Genomic DNA, 20,885 nt, shown 5'->3' with positions numbered 1-20,885 from the left:
TCGCCCACCCCGCGCACCCGTGCGGAGCGCCTATCCCCGGTGCAGGTAGGCGCGCTCGACGGTCTGCCGGACCGAGGTCCCGGCCGCGTCACGCGCCGTCACTCTCAGTGTCACGAAGGCGTCTCCGTGTGTCCGGGCCGGCTTGGTGACGGTGGCCGAGAAGGCGTTGCGCCCCCGGTCCTTCACCCCGGCTCGGCTCCAGGTCCGGCCGTCGTCGTAGGAGACCTCGACCTGGACGCGCACGCCCCGCGGTGCGGCGAGTCCGTCCTGGGCGCGGACCGACACGCCGACGGTGTGGGTACGGCCCGGGCGGACGGCGTTGTCCGCGTCGACCGGCACGTCGTAGTCGAGCTGGAGCAGCGGCAGCGTGGTCGCGTCCTTCGCCGTGCCCGAGCGGAACGACCAGGACGTCTCGGTGCCCGTCCCGTAGACCCACTCCGGCGAGGTGCGCGACGTGGTCAGGTCCAGCCGGTACCCGGCCGTGCCCGAGGGAACCTCGAAGTCCGTGAAACCGCCGTCGGCCCGGCCCACTTCGCGCCCGTCGCGGTAGAGCACGGCCTCCGCCGCGTCACCCTGGGCCGCCCTCGTGCCGATGCCGCCGCCGCCCGCGACCAGCCGTGACCGGTGACCGGCCTGCGAGTCGGTGAACTCCGGTATCCGCACGCTCAGTACGTCACCCTTGCGCACGGACGGCGTCGTGCCGCCCCGCGGGACGGACGGCCGCACCACGGACCCCTGCCAGGTGTCGCTCGTGTGCTCGCCCGCCCGGTACGTGCGCGGGGCGTCCGCCATGCCGGAAGTCAGCGGCATGTCCACGTCGCGGGTCGTCTCGTGGTGCACCAGGTGCTGCCACTCGGTGTCACCGGAGCTCACGTACTCGGTCCGGTCGAACCCGGTCGGCACATAGCGGGTGTACTGCAGCCAGGCGATGTCCTGGTACGGGCGGCGGGCGAAGCGCTGCTCGCGCGCCCAGGGAATGCCGCCGTTGTCGGCGTACCTGCTCCGCACGACGGCGCTGTTGCGCTCCGAGACCGTGTGCACGACCTTCTCCGGGATGCGCTGCGACGACACCTGCATGATGTCGTACAGGTACGGGCTGCGGGCGGTCCCCGTGAAACGGACCACGGTGGTCCCCCGGCCGATCCGCCTCAGCAGGGCCGCTCCCGCCGTCGCGCCGATCCGCACGGTCGGCACGCCCCAGCGGTCGCCGTCCGGGTGCCACCGGGTCCACGCGATGTCGTCGAAGTGGACGAGCACGACGCCGCGCGCCCCGGCCGCGGCCGCCCGCTCGGTCAGGGCCTGCTCGTCGACGTTCTGTTCGTTGGTCAGGACCGCCAGCTTGCCGCGGACCCGGGAGAGGGCGGGCGCGGCGGCGTCCCCCGCGTCGACCGCGGTCACCTGGGCGCCCTTCTGGTCGAAGAGCGGCGAGGACGGCATGTAGTACGCGTCCGGCGCCGCGTCGTCACCCTTGCCGCCGGACACCTTCATCCGCAGCAGCGGCGCGACGAACTGCCAGCGCGAGGCGAACTCGAACGTGCCGTCGGTGACGGCCTGCGTGGGGCTCACGTACAGGCGCTTGCCGACGTCGAAGTACATCGTGCCCTCGATCAGACCGCGCCCGTCGATCTTCCGGTACGTCTGGTAGCTGAGGATGCCGCGCTGCTCGGCCGGCCGGGGCGTGCGGATGTCGACCAGGGTGGTCCTGCGCACGTCGAGCGTGGCGGTCATGTCCTTGGTGACCTTGACCTCGGGCAGGACCACGTGCCGCAGTTCCTGCCCGCCGGCGACGGTCTCGAGGGTGGAGTAGTCGAGCTGGTAGGTGCCTTCCTCGACCTCGGCGACGGCCGGGTCGGTGCCGGTGTAGCCGACGAAGCCGTCCGGGCCCCAGATGGTCGGCAGCGCCTCCACGCGGTGCCCGGACAGGTCCACGGTGCGGACGGTGAGCCGGTGCGTGGGGCCCTGCACGGTCAGGCCGACCGTGGTGTGCACGGTGACCTCGCCGTCCTCGGACGCCGCGGTCACATAGCCGTAGTAGTCGCCCTGCTGCACCCGGGCCGGGTCGACCGTCAGCGGCACCTCGGCGGTGGCGCCGGCGGGCACCGTGACCGTGGGGGAGCCGAGCCGTACCGCTCCCTCGCCGGGGGTGCGTCCCCCGGCCGTGGCCAGCCGGGCCGTGAGCGCCAGGGTGAGCGCGGCGCCCGAGGTGTTCGTGTACCGCAGCCGCGCCGTACGCGGCTCGCCGCCGCCCGTCTGCAGCGGGCCCAGCGTGATGGTGCCGGTCGCGGTGACCGGGCCGAGCGCGGCGGCGGCCACGTCGACGAGTCCGCCGCCCTGCTCGGTGACCTCCTGACCGGCCGCCGTACGGGCCGTGCTGACGAGCGCGTCCTTCAACTGGGCCGCGCTCCAGTCCGGGTGCCGCTGGGCGAGCAGTGCCGCGGCGCCCGCCACATGCGGGGTCGCCATCGACGTGCCGGAGGCCGCCACGTGCCGGGCGTCGACCGCCTCGCCCATGGTCGTCCCGGCGGCGCGCGCCGCCACGATGCCCACACCGGGCGCCGTCAGGTCGGGCTTGACGGCGTCGTCACCGGCCCGGGGACCACGGCTGGAGAACGGCGCGAGGGCGCCGTCACGGTCGACCGCGCCGACCGTGAGTGCCGCGTCCGCGGCCCCGGGGGAGCCGATGGTGCTCCTGCCCTGCTCGCCCGCGTTGCCGGCCGCGACGACGAACAAGGCGCCGGTGCGCTCGCTGAGTTCGTTCAGCGCCAGACTCATCGGGTCCGTGCCGTCGGTCGGGACGTCGGAACCGAGGCTCATGTTGACGACCTTGGCTCCGCTGCCCGCCGCCCACTCCATGCCGGCGATCACCTGGGACTCGGTCCCGAAGCCTTCGTCGCCGAGCACCTTGCCGACGATCAGGTCGGCCAGCGGCGCCACCCCCTTGCCGCCCTTCCCCCCGGCCGCCGCCGCGCCGCTGCCGCCGACGATCGAGGCGACGTGCGTACCGTGGCCGAAGACGTCCCCGGTCCCGGAGCTGTCGGAGAAGTCCCGGGCCTCGGAGATCCGTCCGGCCAGGTCCGGATGGGTCTGGTCCACGCCGGTGTCCAGCACCGCCACCTTGACCGACTGGCCCTGCTGTCCGGCCTTCCACACCTCGGGCGCCCCGATCTGCGGCACACTGCGGTCGAGGGTGGTCCGCACCCGGCCGTCCAGCCACACGCGGGGGGTGGCAGCCGTCCGTGCGGCGTTCAACTTGTCCGCGTCGGGCGCCAGTTGCTTCCAGAACCGGCCGAGGTCGTCGTCCGCGACCCGTACGGCCCGGGCACCGATGCTGTCCAGGCGGCGGACCTCGGAGCCGTCCGCGGCGAGGCCCGTCAGACGCTTCACGGCGGAGGCCGCCGCACCGTCGGCCCCGGAGACGATGAGGGGCAGCGCGTCGGCGTGCTCCTCGTCGTAGCCCTGCGCGAGGAGCGCGCCCACGTCGAACAGGTTCCGGTCCAGCCGCCCGGCCGCGACGAGGGTACCGGCGTCGGACGGCAGGACGGTCAGACGCCCGTTCTCCTCGTACGTCCGGAAGACGACCTGCCGCCGTCCTGGTCCGGGCGTCACCGAGGCGGTGCGCCGGCCTTCGCCGTCGGCGCTCACGGTCACCCGGTCGCCGGTGACGAGGCGAACGGTGCCGAGGCGGTGCGACGGTGCCTTGTGGGCCGGTTGTCGGGTGGGGGACGCCGTGTCGGAGGGGGCGGCGGCCGGCGCCACCGCGCCGGAGACCAGGACGAGTCCTGTCGCTGTCGCCGCCACCAGGCGGATCCGTCTCATGTGTGCTGTGCCTTCCGTCCAGCGCGTGGGGATGTGCGCGCGCTGGACAGAATCCGGCGGTGGTGATCACCGTGTCACTCGTTTTCGCTGGCACAGGTGGGACATGTCGCAACCGCGACACCGGGGCGACCGCCGGGGCGGGCTGGTTCAGCGGGACGCCGACGCCGCCAGCATGGGGAGCGACACGATGTCGGCGAGGGCCTTCTGACCGGCGATGTTGGCGTGCACGCCGTCCCCGGTGTCGTACAGCGGGTTGATGCCGTTCGGCTTCACCGGGTCTCTGAGCACCTGGTCGAAGGGCAGCACGCCGTCACAGGTGCCGGCGCAGGTGTTCCACGTCGAGACGAACGTGCCGACGGTGTGCCGGTCCCGGTTGTTCCGGTCCGTGTAGCCGGGGCGCGGGGTGATGGGCGTGACGTACACCTTGATGCCCACCGCCCGCAGCCGCCGGAAGACGTCCCGGTAGCTGTGCAGGATCTGGTCCGCTTCGCACCCGGCTGCGAGGTCGTTGGTGCCGTAGTAGTAGAGGACGCCGGTGACCCCGTGCAGGGCGAGGACGTCGCGTTCCAGACGGGCCGCCGCGTCCAGGCCGCGCAGCGACGGATCCGTCCGGGGGCAGGTGGCGGCGCTGGTGGTGCCGCCGATGCCGGCGTTGGCGACGGTGAACCGCCGGTCCGCGGGCAGTTCTTCGGTGATGCGCCGGGCGACCCCGTCCGTCCACCGGAGGTTCTCGCCGGGACGTTGGCAGCCCGGTCCGCAGTCGGTCGACCCGGTGCCGTCGACCACCGAACTGCCGTAGGCGACGAGCGTGCCGCGCAGCCGCGGGTTGTGCACGTCGACGGCGCTGACCAGGTAGGTGGCGCCGGTCGTCCGCGTGTACGCGGCGCCCGAGGCGTCGGCGGTGTGGTCGCCGGAGCCGGGCGGGGTCAGGTAGTTGGTGCGGAAGGCGCTGTTGTGGATGCCGGCGGCCACGGTGCCGGACACGGAGACGGACACCGCGACGTCGTCCTGGGCGGCCGTGCCGAGCCGGGCCGGATCGCTCCACACCTCGCCGCCGGCCGGTACGACGACCGTGCGGCGCCCGGCGAAGGTGACCGGGACCGGGGCACCGTCCGTCGCCGCGCCCTCACCGTCGCTATGGGCGACGGTCGCCGCCGTCACCGTCAGCGGCGTCCGGCCGAAGGTGTTCTGCAGACGGACCCGCAGCGCGTCGCCGCCCTGGCTGAGATGGCTGATCATGCGCACCGACTGGTCGCTCAACTGCTCCGAAGCGAGCCGCTGTTGAGAGCCGGCCCATGAGGTGAACCAGCCTTTCGCGGCCGACGGTCGCTGCGCCCCGGCGGCGGAGGGGGCGGAGGCGGCCATGACCGACGTCGTCAGGGCGAACGCGAGGGCCGCGGCGAGGCGGCCCGCCCGGAGACGCCCGCGACGCCTGAGACGCCGGGTGCGGTCGGGGACGCGGGGGAGAAGAGGGCTCATCGGTTCCTGTCCTTCCCGTGGGACGGGTGTCACGAGCGGCAAGAGCCTTTCCGTGCCCCGGCGCGGGCAACCCCGATCGACGACGGGTACAGCCGTCGCGCCGGCCCGTGCTGTGCGTTCGTCGCGGGCGAAGTCGTCTGCGCCGGGGCTCTGTTGCTGCCACGGTGGGGCGATGACGACGACCACGACACCGGACGGACGGCCCGTTCCGCCCCCGCACGCCGACGAGCGCGCCATGCTGGAGGCGTGGCTGGACTTCCACCGCGCCACCCTCGCCCTGAAGTGCGCGGGCCTCGACGACGCCCGGCTGCGGCAGGCGGCCGTGCCCCCCTCCTCGATGACGCTGCTCGGCCTCGTGCAGCACATGGCCGAAGTGGAACGCAATTGGTTCCAGCGGGTCTTCGCGTCCCTGGACGTCCCGCCCGTCTTCGGGGACGGCAACGCCGACGGCTTCGCGCTCGACCCGGACCGCGGGCTGGAGGAGGCGACGGCCGCCTGGCGGGCACAGATCGCCCGGGGCCGTGAGCTGACCGCCGACGCGTCGCTCGAGGACTCCGGTCGCCTGTCCCGGCAGGAGGCCGGGCACGTCGGTGACGCGAGCGTTTCCCTGCGCTGGATCCTGGTGCACCTGATCGAGGAGTACGCCCGTCACAACGGCCACGCCGACCTGATCCGCGAACGGATCGACGGAGTCACCGGCACCTAGGGCCGTTCGTTTGGATCAGCCTGGCTGTGGCCGACGGGACATGGTGACGTGCCCGAGCGGGGTCTGGTGCGTGCGGCTGCAAGGCGGAGGAGGGAGTCGGCGAGTGACGACAACGCCGCAGATGCGCGTGCCAGGCCCCGCGACGCCGGGATGATCCAAACGAAAGGCCCAAGCCGCGCCCACCGCGGCGCGCCGCCCCCGAGGCCGAAATCCCGCTCTCACCACGCCTATTTGCCCGACTTGCATGGTCAATTCAAGCCGTCACCTTGGCGGTCTCATGACAAAGGCAAGGGTCCGGTGTCACCCTTCTGCTCGAGTTCACCGTTCGTCCACGTGATCACCACGCGGCGGGCGTTCCCACCCCCCACCTCCTTCCACCCGCATGCCGTGCAGCGCTAAGGACCGGCCCACCCCGCCGGTCCCTCTCGTCCACGGTCCCCACACGGGCCGACCGTCGTCCGAAGGAGTCACCTTGTCCCTGCGACACCGCGCCCTCGTCCGGCGCAGACGCGCAACCGGCATAGCCCTCACCGCGGTCGGGGCCCTGCTGGCCCTGGCCGCCCCCGGCCTGGCCGCCGCGGCACCGGCCGACCCGGGCCCCGCGAAGATCACCGCCACACCCCGGGCGGGCGCCGCCCCGGCCACCCTGACCCCCGCCCGCCGCACGGCCCTCATCAAGAGCGCCCAGGCCGCGGCGGCCGGCACGGCACAGCGGATCGGCCTCGGCGGCAAGGAGAAGCTCCTCGTCAAGGACGTCGTCAAGGACGCCGACGGCACCACGCACACCCGCTACGAACGCACCTACGCCGGACTCCCCGTCCTCGGCGGCGACCTGGTCGTCCACGACAGGAGCGGTCGTACGACCGTCACCAGGGCCGGCGAGGCCGCGCTCGCGCTGTCCTCGCTCACCCCGAAGATCACGTCGTCCGGTGCGGCGGCCAAGGCGCTCGGCGCCTCCAAGAAGGCCGACGTCACGAGCCCCGCGACCGAGCGGGCGCCCCGCCTCGTCGTCTGGGCCGGCAGCGGCAAGCCCGTGCTCGCCTGGGAGACCGTCGTCGAGGGCGTGCAGGAGGACGGCACCCCCAGCGAGCTCCAGGTCGTCACCGACGCCGCCACCGGCAAGCAGCTCCTGGCCGCCGAGAAGGTGCACACCGGCTCCGGCACCGGCCAGTTCGTCGGCGAGGTCGAGATCGGCACCACCCGGTCCGGATCGACGTACCAGCTCATCGACCCGGACCGCGCCGACCAGAAGACCTACGACCTCAACCAGGGCACCTCGGGCACCGGCACCCTCTTCACGGACGACAACGATGTCTGGGGCAACGGACAGCCCTCCGACCGCCAGACCGCGGGTGTGGACGTGGCCTTCGGAGCCGCGGCGACCTGGGACTACTACAAGGAGACCTACGGCCGCAACGGCATCCGCAACGACGGCGTCGCCGCCTACAGCCGCGCCCACTACGGCAACAACTACGTCAACGCCTTCTGGCAGGACTCCTGCTTCTGCATGACGTACGGCGACGGCTCGGGCAACAACCACCCGCTGACCGCGCTCGACGTGGCCGCCCACGAGATGAGCCACGGCGTCACGGCCGCCACCGCCGGCCTGGTGTACTCCGGCGAGTCCGGCGGTCTCAACGAGGCCACCTCCGACATCTTCGCCGCGGCCGTCGAGTTCCACGAGAACCTCCCCGCCGACCCCGGGGACTACTTCGTCGGCGAGAAGATCGACATCAACGGTGACGGCACCCCGCTGCGCTACATGGACAAGCCCTCCAAGGACGGCGCCTCGAAGGACAACTGGAGCCCCACGCTGGGCGGCATCGACGTCCACTACTCCTCCGGCCCCGCCAACCACTTCTTCTACCTGCTGTCCGAGGGCAGCGGCCCGAAGACCGTCAACGGCGTCTCCTACGACAGCCCGACCTACGACGGGCAGCCCGTCACCGGCATCGGCATCCAGAACGCCGCCGCCATCTGGTACCGAGCGCTCACGACGTACATGACCTCGACGACCAACTACGCCGGAGCCCGCACCGCCACCCTGTCCGCCACCGCGGACCTGTTCGGCGCCTACAGCCCCACCTACCTCGCCGTCGCCGACGCCTGGGCCGGCATCAACGTCGGCAACCGCATCGCGCTCGGCGTGAACCTCGCCCCGGTCGCCGACCAGATCAGCGGCGTCAACCAGGAAGTCAGCCTCCAGCTGGACGCCTACACCACCAACTCCGGGGCGAGCCTCACCTACACGGCCGAGGGCCTGCCCGAGGGCCTGAGCATCAGCCCGACCGGACTGATCAGCGGCACCCCGGCCGCGCTCGGCACCAGTGACGTCACCGTCACGGTCACCGACAGCACGGGCGCGACCGCCTCGGACACCTTCACCTGGCAGATCGCCTACGTCTACACGAACACCACCCGCGTGGACATCCCGGACAACGGGGCGGCCGTCCAGTCCCCGGTGACCATCACCGGCCGCGAGGGCAACGCCTCCGCGACCACCTCGGTCTACGTCAACATCGTCCACACCTACCGCGGTGACCTGGTCGTCGACCTCGTCGGCCCCGACGGCACCGTCTACCCGCTGCTCAACCGCAGCGGCGGCTCCGCCGACAACGTCGACCAGACCTTCACCGTCGACGCCTCGGCGCAGCCGCTCAACGGCACCTGGTCGCTGCGTGTGCAGGACCGGGCGTCCATCGACGTCGGCTACATCGCCCGCTGGACCCTGACCCCCTGACCCCCTGACCCCGTGCCCCCCTGACGTGAGGCCGTGACCCGCAGGCCCAGGTCACCGCGCGCCGCCGTCCGTGCCCCTCGGGGCCTGGGCGGCGGCGCCGTCACGAGGCGCGGCCGATGCCCGGTGCGCTGCCGGTGACCAGCGGAAAACCCCGTCCGGCGCCCGGATACCATGTGCGCACCGACGACGGTCCCACCCAGGAGGGGCACGCCGGTCGACGCGAAAGGTGGCTTGTTCGCCCATGACACTCCGGGCACAAAGGTGAGGTCCATATCGCCGCCGATCTCCCCGAGCGGGACGGACACAGCCGAACATCCCGCCCTGTGGCGCCGGCCACGGGCGATGTTCTGGACCGCGGCCGGGCTGGCGGTCCTGGGCTTCCTGCTCGCGCTGGAGATCGCCGCGCGTCGCATCGGCGTCGAGGGACCGATGACCAGTCAGGTCAAGGACCTCGTGTACGCCCCCAAACCGGGACCGCTCTACGCCGGTCTGGCCCTGCTGATGGTGGTCCTCACCTGGCGGGAGCGCCTCCTCGCGGCGGGCGTCGCGATCGGCATCGACGTCGTCTTCGCCCTGGTGCGCCAGGCGTTCGGCGTCGAGGCCCCCAGCGAGTACTTCCTCGGCAGCGGAGCGCTCTGGGTCATCCTGGCGTTCGCGGTCATCGCCGTCACCCGCCGCGCCGGCGCCGAACGCACCCTCCTGCTCAAGGGCGTCGGACTGGCCTTCCTGCTCATCGCGGGCCGCAAGACCGGTGACACCTGGCTGATCATCACCGCCAAGACCCGCACGATGGTGCTCGATCCCTATCTGGCCACCGCCGACCGCGCCCTCGGCGACCCGTCGTGGCTGGCCGGGCGGATGCTCGACGCCACCGGCCCGATCGGCGACAACATCGTCCAGCTCGTCTACGCCCAGCTCGCCGTGGCCGCCGTCGTCGTCGCCCTGTACCAGCTGCGCAACGTGGCCGCCGAACGCCGCTTCCCGCGCCACCACCTGGTGCGCACCTTCCTGGTCATCGGCCTGCTCGGCCCGGCCTTCTACATGATCTTCCCGGTGGTCGGTCCCGTCTTCGCCTACGGCCCCGGCGCGTCCGGAACCGGCGGCGTGGAGTGGGCACTGGTCAACCTGTGGCCCCACACCCCGCCGCCCTTCAGTACCCCGCACCCGATCCCGTACGACGGCATCACCCCCCGCAACTGCATGCCGAGCCTGCACACGGCGTGGAGCGTCGCGATCTTCGTCCACACCCGCAGGGCCCCGCGCCTGCTGCGCTACGCCGGCACGTTCTGGCTGGTTGCCACCCTCACCGCGACCCTCGGCTTCGGCTACCACTACGGCGTGGACCTGCTCGCCGGCGTGGTGTTCGCGCTGACGATCGAGGCGGCGCTGCGCGCACAGGAACGAGGCTGGGACAGACCGGCGGTCGCGCTCGTCTCCTACGGCACGGCCGTCTTCACCGGGCTCCTGCTGAGCTACCGGTTCCTGCCGGTGGAGATGGCCCTGCACCCGCGTGTCTGGGGACCGCTGCTTGTCCTGGCGATGGTCTCGGTCGTGTACGTCTACATCCGCACAACCAGGCTCTGGGACGCCGGGACGGAGGCGGTCCCGGCCCGGCAGCCGAGCCCGCACCCCGAACCGGCCTGACGACCCGCACCGCAGGTGGGGCCCGGTCCCGGTCGGTCCAGGACCGGGCCCCACCTCCGTCACCGGCCGGGCGCCTCAGGGCCTTTCGTTTGGATCAGCCCGGCTGTGGCCGACGGGACATGGTGACGTGCCAGACCCCGTGACGCCGGGTTGATCCAGACGAAAGGCCCTAATTCCGGTACCGGAACACGATCCGCCCCCGTGCCAGGTCGTACGGCGGAAGCTCCACCAGGACCCGGTCGCCCAGCATGATCCGGATGTAGTGCTTGCGGATCTTCCCGCTGATGTGCGCGAGCACCTGGTGCCCGTTCTCCAGCTCCACGGTGAACATGGCGCTGCGCAGACACTCGACGACCGTGCCCTCGACCTCGATGACGTTCTTGCTCCCCGTCATCGGACCAGCTCCAGCGCGCTGCCCACCGGCCGCGCCCCGACGCCTCGGAACAGCGCCGACGCCGCCGCGTTCGAGGCGTCGACCTCCGTCCACGCCTCGGCGGTCCCGGAACGCCGGAGCGCGTCCAGCGCGTGGGCGAGCAGGGCCCGGCCGACGCCGCGACGCCGCTCACCGGCCCGCACGGCGAGCAGTTCGATCCGCGGCCGCTTCACCCGCACCACCCGGATCAGCCCCAGGCAGCGGTCGGACGTCGCGGCCACCGCGTACAGCGACGGGTCGACGATGGCGTCCCGCTCGGCACGGGCCACCACCTCCGCGGGCGCCGACTGCCGGCCCACGGTCGTCCCGACCTCGGTTCGGATGACGCGGTCCACTTCCCGCAGCAGCCCCTCGTCCGCCTGTACGGCGGGCACGATGGCCACGCCCGGCGGCGGTACGACCGCACCCAGCCCCGTGACCTCCGGATCGGTGGGCACGGCGTACTCCACCTCCCGGCGCACGACCGTGAAACCGGCTCGCCGCCAGCAGGCGGTCAGCTCGGTGTCGGCCTCGTCGACCACGGTGTGCAGCGGCGCCGGAAGCGCCTCGGTCATCGCCTCGGCGAGCCGCGCGAAGGCGGTGTCGTGCCAGGCGTCGACACTGACGAACAGGCGCCCGTCCGGTCGGTGCCGCAGGTGCCCCCGGCCGACCACGAGGTCGTCCTCCAGCGCGTGCCACTGCCCGTACGCGACGCGCGTGACCAGCGTGGCGTGTTCGGCCGGACCTGTCGCGCAAGTCCTTGAATCCATCGGAGTCCCCTTTCAGGAGAGCCTCGATCTCAGGCGCTCCTGGCGACACCGAAGGTCAGCCGCCGGACCGTGACGGAATGAGGGAGCACCCATGGGTGACTGTGTTCACGGGGCTCACCTCCTACGACGGCTCGACGGTCCACCGCGAACGTAGCAGCGGCGCGGCGACCGCCTCCACTCCTTAATTCGGGCGACGGGTCCGCGGTAGGCTCCCGGCGTGCGTTGATCTTCCGGGCGGCGGCCCCGTGCAGCCGCGGACGGTACGGGGCGCCCTCGATCGGGAGGCCGCCCCGGCAGGCCCCCCGTCGTCACCTCGTGGAGATCCCACCATGACCGCTCAACGGCCGCTCACCTACGACGCGTTCGTCGCCCTCGCAGCCGCCGACCCCGCCGTGGCCGGCCTCGTCCTCAAGGGGTCCCGGGCCCACGAGGGCATGGCCACCCGGCACTCCGACCACGACCTCTACGTGGTCCTCGCCGACGGCGCCGCCAGCGGCCTCACCCGGTTCGCGGGGCACCGCTCCGCCGAGCTGGACCTCGTCGTCGTCACCCTGCCGCAGTTCCGGGCGGCGGGGATGCCCGGCTTCGAACGCTACGCCCTCGCCCGCGCCCGGGTGGTCCTCGACCGGCTCGGCGGGGAGATCGCCAGGATCCTCGCCGACAAGGCGCGCCTCACCGCCGAGGAGGCGGCACGGGACGCCGCGACCCGGCTCGACGCCTACGCCAACTCGCTCTACCGGTCGCTCAAGAACCACCGGGACGGCCAGGCCCTCGCCGCGCGCCTCGACGCGGCCGACAGCGTCCGCCACCTGCTCGAACTGCTCTTCGCTCTCGACCGGCGTCCTCGCCCCTACAACAAGTACCTGGTGTGGGAGCTGGACCGGCACCCGCTTCCGGGCTGGGACACCGGCGCCCTGCTCCACGCCGTCGACCGCGTCACGGCGACAGGTGACGTGACGGCGCAGCGCCACCTGTTCGTCCGTGTCGAGGCGGCCGCGCGGCGGGCCGGACACGGCGCGGTCCTGGACGCCTGGGGCGAGGACCTGGATCTCATGCGGCCGCGATAGACCCCGCCTGCCCGCTCACGCGCGCCGCGGCTTGCCCTGCGTGAACAGCCAGGTCTGGAACAGGCCGTCCAGCCGCTTCCCCGACGTGGCCTCGGCGAGCTTCACGAACTGGGCGGTGGTGCCGTGCCCGCCGCGGTGCCCGGTCGCCCAGGCCCGCAGGATGCGCAGGAACGTCTTGTCGCCGACGGCGCGCCGCAGTTCGTGCAGGGCCATCGCGCCGCGCGCGTACACGGGGGTCCCGAAGATGTTCTCGCCGCTGCCCGGGTCGGCGGGCGGGTACGCCCAGAGTTCGTCGCCCGCGGGACGGGCGTACAGGGCGTCGAAGGTCTTCTGGGCGCTGTCGCCGCCATGCTGCTCGGCGTACAGCCACTCGGCGTAGGTGGCGAAGCCCTCGTTGAGCCAGATGTCCTTCCACGTGGTCAGGGACACCGAGTCGCCGAACCACTGGTGGGCGTTCTCGTGCACCAGCGTGGCGAGGTCGGGCGCGGAGTCGTACACCGGCCGGGTCTGGGTCTCCAGCGCGTAGCCGACGTCCGGGGCGTGGTCGATGATCGAGCCGGCCGCGTGGAACGGGTACGGCCCGAACAGCTTGCTCTCCCAGGAGAGCACCTCGGGCAGCTTCTTCAGCACCGGAGCGGCCGCCTGGGCCTCCCGCGGGTCGACGGCGTTGTAGACCTTGACGCCGTCGCGGGTGGTGTACTGCTCGACCTTGAACGTGCCGACGGTGACGGTGGTCAGGTAGGCCGCCATGGGCTGGGCCGCGTGCCAGCGGAACGTGGTGCGGCCGTGCGCGGTGCGCTGTCCGAGCAGCACGCCGTTCGCCACCGCCGTACGTCCCTCGGGCACGGTGACCGTGAAGTCGTATGTCGATTTGTCGGTGGGGTGGTTGTTCGCCGGGAACCATGTCATCGCGCCCTGCGGCTCGCCCGCCACGAAGGCGCCGTCGTCGGTGGGGATCCAGCCGTCGGGGGAGCCGTCCGGGTCGGTGACCGGCTTCGGGGTGCCGTGGTAGTCGACGGTGACGCGGAACGCCCGGCCCGCGGGCAGCGCGTGGCGCGGGGTGACGACGAGCTCCTGCCCGGAGCGGCGGAAGTCGGCCGGCGCCCGGTCGACGGTGACCGAGGTGACCTTCAGGCCCTTCAGGTCGAGGTCGAAGCGGGTGAGGCGCTGGGTGGCGCGGGCGGTGAGGACTGCCCGGCCCTCCAGACGCCGGCTGCCGGTGTCGTAGCGCAGCGTCAGGTCGTAGTGGCCCACGTGGTAGCCGCCGTTGCCGGCCAGCGGGAAGTACGGGTCACCGACGCCCGCCGAACCGGTGCCGTGGGCCACCGCCGGCCCCGCGCCGGCGAGGAGCGCCGTCACGGTCACGGGAACGGCGGCGAGGAGCGCCTTGCGGCGGAGCAGGGCGGGTATGCGCCGGGCGGGCTGTCTGCTCGGTGACGTCACGGAAACTCCTGAGGGGGGTGACTGAAGATCGGCTGGCCGCCAGACTAGAGGCGACGCGCGCCTGGTTTTCCCATGGTCAGGTCAATTCCCGCGGGGCGCCGCCCGGAGTGGGCCGCACAGCAGTCACCCTCGTCCTTGCGGGTGGCACACGTCCGCGCGGCGGACGAGGGATGGGGGCCCTCGTCCGCCGCGCGGCGTCCTCGGGTCAGCTGAAGGGGATCACCACCACCGACTTGTCGGTGCCGGTCTGCAGCTTCGAGGAGGCGTTGCCGATGGCGCTCCACACCTCCAGGCGCACGGTGCCGCCCTTGAGGTTGCCCAGGGTGCCGGTGGCGGACTTCAGACCGCGGGCCTGGGTGTACTCCTCCCACCCGGTGACCGGGTCGGTGGCGAAGTACTGGTACGTCTCGGTCCGGTCGAAGGTGCCGTCACCGGTCAGGTCGTAGCTGATCCGGGCCTGCTGGCCGAGGCCGACCGCGGTGCCGGCGTCGACCTGGAGCCGGAAGGTGGTGGCGGCGCCCGAGGTGAGCGTGCCGTTCACTCCCCGCGCCTCGTAGACGAGGGGCTGGTACGGCGTGCCGTCGTGGTTGGTGCCGCCCGCCGACGCGATCGTGTCGCTGCCCGCCGTGCCGCCGGTCGCGGTCGTGAGGACGCCACCGCCGCGCAGCTGGAAGGTGTTGCCCGTCGGCGGGTCCGGGTCGGGATCGGGGTCGGGGTCCGACGATCCGGACCCCGTGCCGCTGGCCGTGGAACGGGCCGGCACCGACAGGGTCTTGCCGTCCGAGAAGGTGACGGTCCGGGCCGAGGAGCCGTGGTTGTGGGCCACGTAGGTGCGGGTCGAGCCCTTGGTGAAGACGGCGGAGGTGGGGATGTCACCGGTGACGGAGGCGTCCGGGGCGCCGAGCCTGTCGAGGGTGCTGATCCAGTGGTACGTGTGCGCCTTCGACTCGCCCTCCTCCGGGGTGTAACCGGCGTTCCCCGCGTCCCACTTGGACTTGGCCGAGGCCGGGTCGGCGAAGGACTGGAACTCCCAGAGGATGTCGCGCCATTCGACGGCCGGGCCGCCGTTCTCCCGTTCCATCTCCGTGATGTTGCGCCGGATCGCGGCCTTCTCCCCGCCGAGGTGGAGGGAACCACCGGTGACGGGCAGGACGTTGATGCCGTGGATCTCCTCGGGGTTGGCCGTCCACCAGGTGGCGTAGGCGGCGCCGCTGCCCCACACCATGCCGGCGGTGTCGTGGCCGAAGGACGACGGGAAGACCTGCTCGTCGGCGTCGAACCAGTACTGCGCGATCGCCTCCGACTCGGTGGTCAGCAGGAAGGTGCCGAGGTCGCGCAGCGAGGTGTCACCGGTGGCCGAGCCCCACAGGACGAGGGCCGCGCTGAGGTTGGTGGACTCGGAGGAGGACTCCTGGTTGTTGCCGGCGGCGAAGCCCTGGTGGCCGGAGGCCCAACTGTGCCCGGCGTAGACGTCGAATCCGCGCAGGAACGGGAACGCGGAGTCGGTTCGGCTCGGGTTGGCGGTGTCCCGGACGAGCGTCTTGACCATGCCGCCCCACGCGGAGTCGGCGGCCCAGCCCGGGTCGTACTGCGCGACGATCGCCGCGGCGTACACGTAGTAGCCGTAGTGGAAGTGGTGGTCGTTCAACTCGGTGTCGCTGCCGTAGGAGGCGGGGTAACCGGTGAGCGTCTTCCAGTCCTTGTCGTAGCTGAACTCGTTGGCGCCGCCCGCCGTGAACCAGTCCTGCAGCTTGCCCTTCATCAGGTTCAGCATCCGGTCGCGGATACCGGTCTCACCGATCTGCTCGGCGACGGGCACCAGTTGCGCGAGGCGGCCGAGCGCCTTGCCGGTCCAGTACGTGTCGGACGCGCCGGAGAACGGGTCGGAGGCGTTCACGACGTCGTTGAGGTAGCCGCGCAGCCGTGCGGCGTCCACCCCGTCCGACTTGGGCAGGGCGGGAAGCACCGCCGACGCCTTCTGGCTCGTGGTGAACGAGGCCCCCTCGCGGACCTTCATGGTGCCGCGAGGCGAGACGTAGGTGTACGAGGTCAGCGCGTCCGAGGTGTTGAGCCACTGGTGGCGGTAGAGGGCCTGGAGCGTGCCGCGCTCGCTGCCCTCCTTCGCCTCCGTGGTGAGGGTGTACGTGGCCCGCACGGTGCCGCCGCTGTAGCTCCAGGTCGCCTTGGAGTCGGTGACGAAGCTGAAGGCGTACTTCGTGAAGGTCGACAGGGCGCCGGTGGACGGCAGCACGGCGACGGAGAAGTAGTCCTTGCCGCCGAGACCCGCGGTGACGGTGGAGCCGGAGATGTTCCAGTCGCTGCCGCTGGGTGCGAACAGGGCGTAGTGGTGGCCGGCGACGGTGATGCCGAGGACGTTGCCCTGGTCGGCGAAGACGGTGGGCGCGCCGGCCGTGGTGATCTGGGCGTTGCCGCCGGTGCCCTTGGCGTATACGAACGGGGAGCCGTGGCCGATGGTGGTCCGCAGGGTGCGGGTGCCGTCGGACCACAGCGGGGTGACCGTCCAGTCGGACCAGTCGTCGGCCTTGGTGTCGGGGGAGTTGAGGCCGGTCAGTCCGATGGTGAGGTCACGCTTGTGCGCGAACTCGTACTGGCGCCCGTCGCCGACGATCGCCGGGGAGGTCGGGTAGCCGACGTCGAGGCCGCCGGCCGTCGCCTGGTAGGTGAGCGGGTGGCCGTACATGGGGGTCGACCAGGGGTTGTCGCCGTACCGCTGGAAGGCCAGGGAGGACCACCAGTCGTTGGTGGGGACGGGCCGGTTCCGGGCGGCGGCCGTCACCTTGGGGGTGACGGGTGTTCCTGTGTTGGTGGTGGGGCCCGATGCGCCGGGGGGCCGGGTGTCGGAGTAACTGCCGGAGCCTACGGGCACGGTGGCCGCGGCCGCCGGAGTGGCGGCCGGGCCGAGCCCGAAGGCGGCGAGGGCTGAGGCCAGCAGCAGGACTGCCGCCGGTCTGGTGCGTGGGGATGGCATGGGGGCACCTCAAGTCTTCACAGGAGGGGAGTCCGAGAGTTTGAGAGCGCTCTCAGATGGCCGGAACGTAAATCCTGCGTAATGAGCGTGTCAATGCGTTGAACGCAGCCGGGAGTTGAAATCCCTTTTGTCTTCGCAGGTTGACGGTCTCGTGTGAAGAGGGGGGTCTGGTGGGGGTGTTGATGTGGAGGGACTCTGCGTCCGGGGGCCATGAAGCCGCGGGCCCCCTGGGCGGCCGGAGTGGTTGCGCGCCTCGCGGCGATCACGCGGGAAGCGGACGGGCGCGGCCCGCCGCGGGGAGAGGGGTCCGTGGCTTCCACGGAACAGGTAACAGCTGTTACCATTCCGGCATGGCGAAGACACAGCTGGGCGCGCGCGTGGACGAGGACATCGCGGACCTCGCGAAGAAACGCGCCGCCGACCTGGGGCTGAGCGTCGGGGACTACCTCGCCCGGCTGGTGCACGACGACGCCAGCGGGCTGCGCGCCCGCGCGGTGGAGGCCGCCGGACGGTTCCTCGCGGAACACCAGGCGATCTTCGACGAGGCCGAGGACACCGAGCAGGCGCGGGCAGCCGGGGGAGCGCGCGCCGCCTGATGGACCTGCACATCGACGTCCCCTGGATCCTGCAGGTCACCGAGATCGCCGGGGCGAACGACCCGGCGCCCGACGACTACGGCGTCCCCGTCTCGGCGGTCGCGCGCCACCGCGCCGAGCTGTTCGAGCAGTCCGTCTACGACAGCCCGTACGCCAAGGCGGCGGCCCTGGTGCACACGCTCGGCCGGTGCCGCTGGCTGGAGCGCTCGAACATGGCGGTGGCCGCCGCGACCGGCGTCATGTACCTGGAGGCGGCCGGGATCACCGTCAAGCCGGCCCGCGAGCACGCCATGGCCCTCAAGGACCTGCTCCTCGACCCGACGTGCACGGCCGGGCGGATCGCGACCCTGCTCCGCGGCTGGCCCACGGCGACCTGAGCAGCGGCGACTCGTCTCCGGGTGCGGGGGACGTGTGATCCAGCCGCGATTGTCAGACCTCCTCAGTACGGTCGGGGCATGAGAGCCACGGCAACTTTCACCGTCAAGGCGTTCGTCCCGACCGAGCTGAAGCCCGAGCTGGAGGTGTCCACCGCGCTGCCCGTGGGGGTCGCGAGGATGGAGAAGACCTTCGAGGGAGAGGCCGCCGGGCGCTCGGCGACCTTGTTCACCGCCGCGTTCGACCAGGTGACCGGCGTCGGCACCTATGTGGCCATGGAGTCGTTCGAAGGCTCACTGCACGGACGGGAGGGGGCCTTCAACTTCGCGCACTCCGCGACCACGTCCGGCGGCGACCGCACGGCAGAGTTCTTCACCATCGTGCCGTCGAGCGGCACCGGCGAGCTCGCGGGGATCACCGGTGCCGGAGGGATGGCCGTCGACGGCGACGGCACGCACCGCATCTGGTTCGACTACGAAATCGGCTGAACCGGCGGCTGAACGGCGCGTCCGAGCCGCAGCCGCTCAGGGCAGCACCAGCCATCGCCGTCCGTCGAGCAGTTCGCATGCGGCGTCCAGATGCCCGGCGTGGCACGCCGTCTCGGTGATGACGTGCAGCAGGACGTCCCGGACGGTGTGCAGGTGTGGTGCGCCGAAGAGGTGGTGGGGCCACCAGGCCAGAGGGGCGTCCGCGTCCATGGCGGCGACGGCGGCGTCGGCGAGGCCCGCCTCCGTGCGGTAGCGGTCGAGCACCTCGGTGTGCGGTACGTCGGGGGCCACCTGCCAGGCGTCCTCCACGGCGTCCAGGGCCTCGATGACGCCCGGGTCGCCGGTGACTACGGCCCGGAACCAGAACCGCTCGACGTCCAGCGCGAGGTGCTGGACGAGCCCGAGGCAGTTCCACCCCGACGGCAGCACCGGCCGCCGCAGTGCCTCCGGGTCCAATCCGTCGAGGATGCCCAGGACATGGCGGCGCTGGGCGTCCAGGAAGGACAGCAGGGCCTGGAGTTCGGTCTTCGCGGGCGCGGTCACTGTGCGATCTCCCGGATGCGGCCGCCCGGATCCCCGAAGCCGGCGGTGCGGATGCCCCAGGGCCGGTCCACGGGGCCGTTCGGCGGCGTCACGCCGCGGGCGGTCAGTTCCCCGCACATCGCGTCCACGTCGTCCACGGGAAGGGTGAGCTGAAGGCGGGAGCCGGCGTCCGGGCCGGCGACGCGCGGGGGGAGGGTGAGGGCGCTGATCTTTCCGGGCCACGGGATGTCGGTCGTCGTATGGGTCACGGAGATCAAGGATCTCCTACCCAGCCGTCTCCGCACAGCCGATCGCAGGAATCGCCAACGGTGCTCGCGGGGGCGTCGCGGTGACATGCCGACGTGGACGCGGCGCAGCGCGGACGGTGGGTCCCGTGCGCGTCCGACCGATGGTCCCCCGACCCCCTGCGTGTGCCGACCGAGAACGCCTTCCCGCTGCCCTCGGAGGCGGGGGGTGCACCGGCCCCCTGGGCCCCGCTCGCGGTGGGGGCGACGTCCTCGCGCTGGCCTGCCCCTGGATCCCGCGCAACTCGATCACCGTGCGGGGGCAGTGGAGGGCCTCGCGCACCGCCAACGCCGGAATCGTCCGGCTTCTCACCTCCGGCGCGCCGGACCTCGCCCCCGAACGCGGGCGGTCGTTCCCCCGCGACGCCGTCGACGACGCCGTCACGCACGCCGGTCCGTTCGACCGCGCCGCACTGACCCCGCGCACCGGCTGACGAGCCCGGCCGGACCCCCACCGGCGCGACGGCAACAAACGGAGGGGCGGGCCCATTTGAGGAGAGCGACGACAAGTCGGCCGTCATCGTCGCCCGGCGGCAATGGCGGTCTCCGCACCCCGCCGCTCCCCAGGCAACGGCCGAGTATCCACGTTACTTTGTATCGGTACGCCTCTCATGGGGAAAAGGGCGGCTGCCGCGATATGCCTGTTTCCCTCCGTTCCCAGCTGGAGGTAATCATGCTCAAGGGATACACTGTCCCACTTTCCCCGAAAGGTGAGGCGAACGAGGCCCCGGAACCCCCCTGGCATTACGCCGGAGACGTCCTCGGGGTCGAATTCTGGACCGATCCCGCGGCCGCGGAAGCCACGCTCCCCGAGGGGCTGACCGCCGATCCGGAATCGTCCGGCCGAGTTGTCGCCTATTTCTTCGACTGGCAGTTCAACGGGAGAACGACGAATACCTCGACCCGGTCTACAGCCAGTACCGCGAGTTCTTCGTCCTCGTCGACGCCCACTACGACGGCCGGCCTGTCTCCTGGTGCCCGTACATCTACGTCGACAATCACCACGCCTTGGCACGCGGGCTCGTCCAGGGATTCCCGAAGAAGATCGGGCGGGTCCACCAGACCCGGGTCTTCGCCTCACCGGGGAAGGCGTCGCCCACGCTGTCGCCCGGCGCGTGTTTCGGCGCCGGCGTCTCCTGCGACGAACGGACGCTCGCCCAGGCCAGGGTCACCCTGGAGAAGCCCCTGGAGGACCCGTCGCCTCTGCTGAGCCGGGACACCATCAATCTGCGGCACTTCCCGACGCTCGAAGTGGGCAAGTACGAGAAGCCGGCGGTGCACGAACTGGTGCGCATGGACTACGGCGACCAGCAACTGGCCGACGTGTGGATCGGCAGCGGCGAGATCGAGCTCTTCCAGGCGCCGCGCGAGGAACTCGCCGATCTCCGCCCGGTGCGGGCGGGCATGGGATTCCGGGGATCGATGTCGTACAACGTAACGCAGGTGTTTCCGCTGACCTGACGCGGGTGTCCGTTGTCCCCGCTGAATTCCCGACGGCATACAGCCGTTGTTCCGGCCGCGAGCCGGCCTCGA

17 protein-coding genes are annotated in these 20,885 nt (G+C 72.0%); 9 read left to right on the top strand and 8 right to left on the bottom strand.

The features are described 5' to 3' along the window. Nucleotides 1-30: 30 nt before the first annotated feature. Both ABZ899_RS33135 and ABZ899_RS33130 read right to left on the bottom strand, forming a co-directional pair. Nucleotides 31-3,816 carry a S8 family serine peptidase gene (locus ABZ899_RS33135; protein ID WP_361353577.1) on the bottom strand — a complete coding sequence of 1,262 codons (3,786 nt, stop codon included), beginning with the start codon at nt 3,814-3,816 and terminating at the stop codon, nt 31-33. Between the two features lie 147 nt (nt 3,817-3,963). Then, nucleotides 3,964-5,295 carry a GDSL-type esterase/lipase family protein gene (locus ABZ899_RS33130; protein WP_361353574.1) on the bottom strand — a complete coding sequence of 444 codons (1,332 nt, stop codon included), beginning with the start codon at nt 5,293-5,295 and terminating at the stop codon, nt 3,964-3,966. Between the two features lie 172 nt (nt 5,296-5,467). On the opposite strand from ABZ899_RS33130, the gene ABZ899_RS33125 reads away from it, so the two are divergent. The 3 genes from ABZ899_RS33125 (at nt 5,468) to ABZ899_RS33115 (ending at nt 10,385) form a co-directional block, all read left to right on the top strand. Continuing rightward, on the top strand, nt 5,468-6,001 hold the full coding sequence (locus ABZ899_RS33125; protein ID WP_361353571.1) for a DinB family protein: 534 nt from the start codon (nt 5,468-5,470) through the stop codon (nt 5,999-6,001). 472 nt (nt 6,002-6,473) lie between these two features. Continuing rightward, nucleotides 6,474-8,741 (top strand): M4 family metallopeptidase, encoded by a 2,268-nt coding sequence (locus ABZ899_RS33120; protein WP_361353568.1) that lies wholly within the window; start codon nt 6,474-6,476, stop codon nt 8,739-8,741. A gap of 342 nt (nt 8,742-9,083) precedes the next feature. Next, on the top strand, nt 9,084-10,385 hold the full coding sequence (locus ABZ899_RS33115; protein WP_361353565.1) for a phosphatase PAP2 family protein: 1,302 nt from the start codon (nt 9,084-9,086) through the stop codon (nt 10,383-10,385). 169 nt (nt 10,386-10,554) lie between these two features. Here the strand turns inward: ABZ899_RS33115 and infA are convergent, their stop codons facing one another. After that, nucleotides 10,555-10,779 carry a translation initiation factor IF-1 gene (infA, locus tag ABZ899_RS33110; protein WP_361353562.1) on the bottom strand — a complete coding sequence of 75 codons (225 nt, stop codon included), beginning with the start codon at nt 10,777-10,779 and terminating at the stop codon, nt 10,555-10,557. Next, on the bottom strand, nt 10,776-11,567 hold the full coding sequence (locus tag ABZ899_RS33105; protein WP_361353559.1) for a GNAT family N-acetyltransferase: 792 nt from the start codon (nt 11,565-11,567) through the stop codon (nt 10,776-10,778). The genes infA and ABZ899_RS33105 overlap by 4 nt, the downstream gene beginning before the upstream one ends. A gap of 329 nt (nt 11,568-11,896) precedes the next feature. Between ABZ899_RS33105 and ABZ899_RS33100 the strand changes: the two genes are divergently transcribed. Beyond that, a complete protein-coding gene (locus tag ABZ899_RS33100) occupies nt 11,897-12,634 on the top strand; it encodes a hypothetical protein (protein WP_361353556.1) in 738 nt (245 codons plus the stop codon). Between the two features lie 15 nt (nt 12,635-12,649). On the opposite strand, the gene ABZ899_RS33095 is transcribed toward ABZ899_RS33100, so the two are convergent. Together ABZ899_RS33095 and ABZ899_RS33090 are read right to left on the bottom strand one after the other, a co-directional pair. Further along, the gene (locus ABZ899_RS33095; RefSeq protein ID WP_361353553.1) at nt 12,650-14,077 is read right to left on the bottom strand and encodes a M1 family metallopeptidase; all 1,428 of its coding nucleotides are present in this window, start codon (nt 14,075-14,077) and stop codon (nt 12,650-12,652) included. Nucleotides 14,078-14,282: 205 nt separating this feature from the next. Beyond that, complete coding sequence (locus ABZ899_RS33090) at nt 14,283-17,066, bottom strand: glycosyl hydrolase (RefSeq protein ID WP_361353550.1); 2,784 nt, start codon at nt 17,064-17,066, stop codon at nt 14,283-14,285. 350 nt (nt 17,067-17,416) lie between these two features. On the opposite strand from ABZ899_RS33090, the gene ABZ899_RS33085 reads away from it, so the two are divergent. The 3 genes from ABZ899_RS33085 to ABZ899_RS33075 all read left to right on the top strand — a co-directional run bounded on the left by ABZ899_RS33085 (nt 17,417) and on the right by ABZ899_RS33075 (nt 18,525). After that, nucleotides 17,417-17,662 carry a hypothetical protein gene (locus tag ABZ899_RS33085; protein WP_361353547.1) on the top strand — a complete coding sequence of 82 codons (246 nt, stop codon included), beginning with the start codon at nt 17,417-17,419 and terminating at the stop codon, nt 17,660-17,662. Beyond that, complete coding sequence (locus ABZ899_RS33080) at nt 17,662-18,039, top strand: fic family toxin-antitoxin system, toxin component (protein WP_361353544.1); 378 nt, start codon at nt 17,662-17,664, stop codon at nt 18,037-18,039. The genes ABZ899_RS33085 and ABZ899_RS33080 overlap by 1 nt, the downstream gene beginning before the upstream one ends. 78 nt (nt 18,040-18,117) lie before the next feature. Beyond that, the gene (locus tag ABZ899_RS33075) at nt 18,118-18,525 is read left to right on the top strand and encodes a DUF3224 domain-containing protein (protein WP_361353541.1); all 408 of its coding nucleotides are present in this window, start codon (nt 18,118-18,120) and stop codon (nt 18,523-18,525) included. A gap of 36 nt (nt 18,526-18,561) precedes the next feature. On the opposite strand, the gene ABZ899_RS33070 is transcribed toward ABZ899_RS33075, so the two are convergent. Together ABZ899_RS33070 and ABZ899_RS33065 are read right to left on the bottom strand one after the other, a co-directional pair. After that, nucleotides 18,562-19,068, bottom strand: a complete 507-nt coding sequence (locus ABZ899_RS33070; RefSeq protein ID WP_361353538.1) for a DUF664 domain-containing protein — start codon at nt 19,066-19,068, stop codon at nt 18,562-18,564. Then, the gene (locus ABZ899_RS33065; RefSeq protein ID WP_361353535.1) at nt 19,065-19,316 is read right to left on the bottom strand and encodes a VOC family protein; all 252 of its coding nucleotides are present in this window, start codon (nt 19,314-19,316) and stop codon (nt 19,065-19,067) included. The genes ABZ899_RS33070 and ABZ899_RS33065 overlap by 4 nt, the downstream gene beginning before the upstream one ends. A 290-nt stretch (nt 19,317-19,606) precedes the next feature. Between ABZ899_RS33065 and ABZ899_RS33060 the strand changes: the two genes are divergently transcribed. After that, a complete protein-coding gene (locus tag ABZ899_RS33060) occupies nt 19,607-19,786 on the top strand; it encodes a hypothetical protein (RefSeq protein WP_361353532.1) in 180 nt (59 codons plus the stop codon). Between the two features lie 304 nt (nt 19,787-20,090). After that, a complete protein-coding gene (locus tag ABZ899_RS33055; RefSeq protein ID WP_361353645.1) occupies nt 20,091-20,813 on the top strand; it encodes an acetoacetate decarboxylase family protein in 723 nt (240 codons plus the stop codon). Nucleotides 20,814-20,885 lie beyond the last annotated feature (72 nt).

The organism is Streptomyces sp. NPDC046859 (genome assembly GCF_040645135.1).
Classification (GTDB): domain Bacteria; phylum Actinomycetota; class Actinomycetes; order Streptomycetales; family Streptomycetaceae; genus Streptomyces.
The sequence above is the reverse complement of the archived record's forward strand: the minus strand, read 5'-3'. Positions and strand labels throughout refer to the sequence as shown.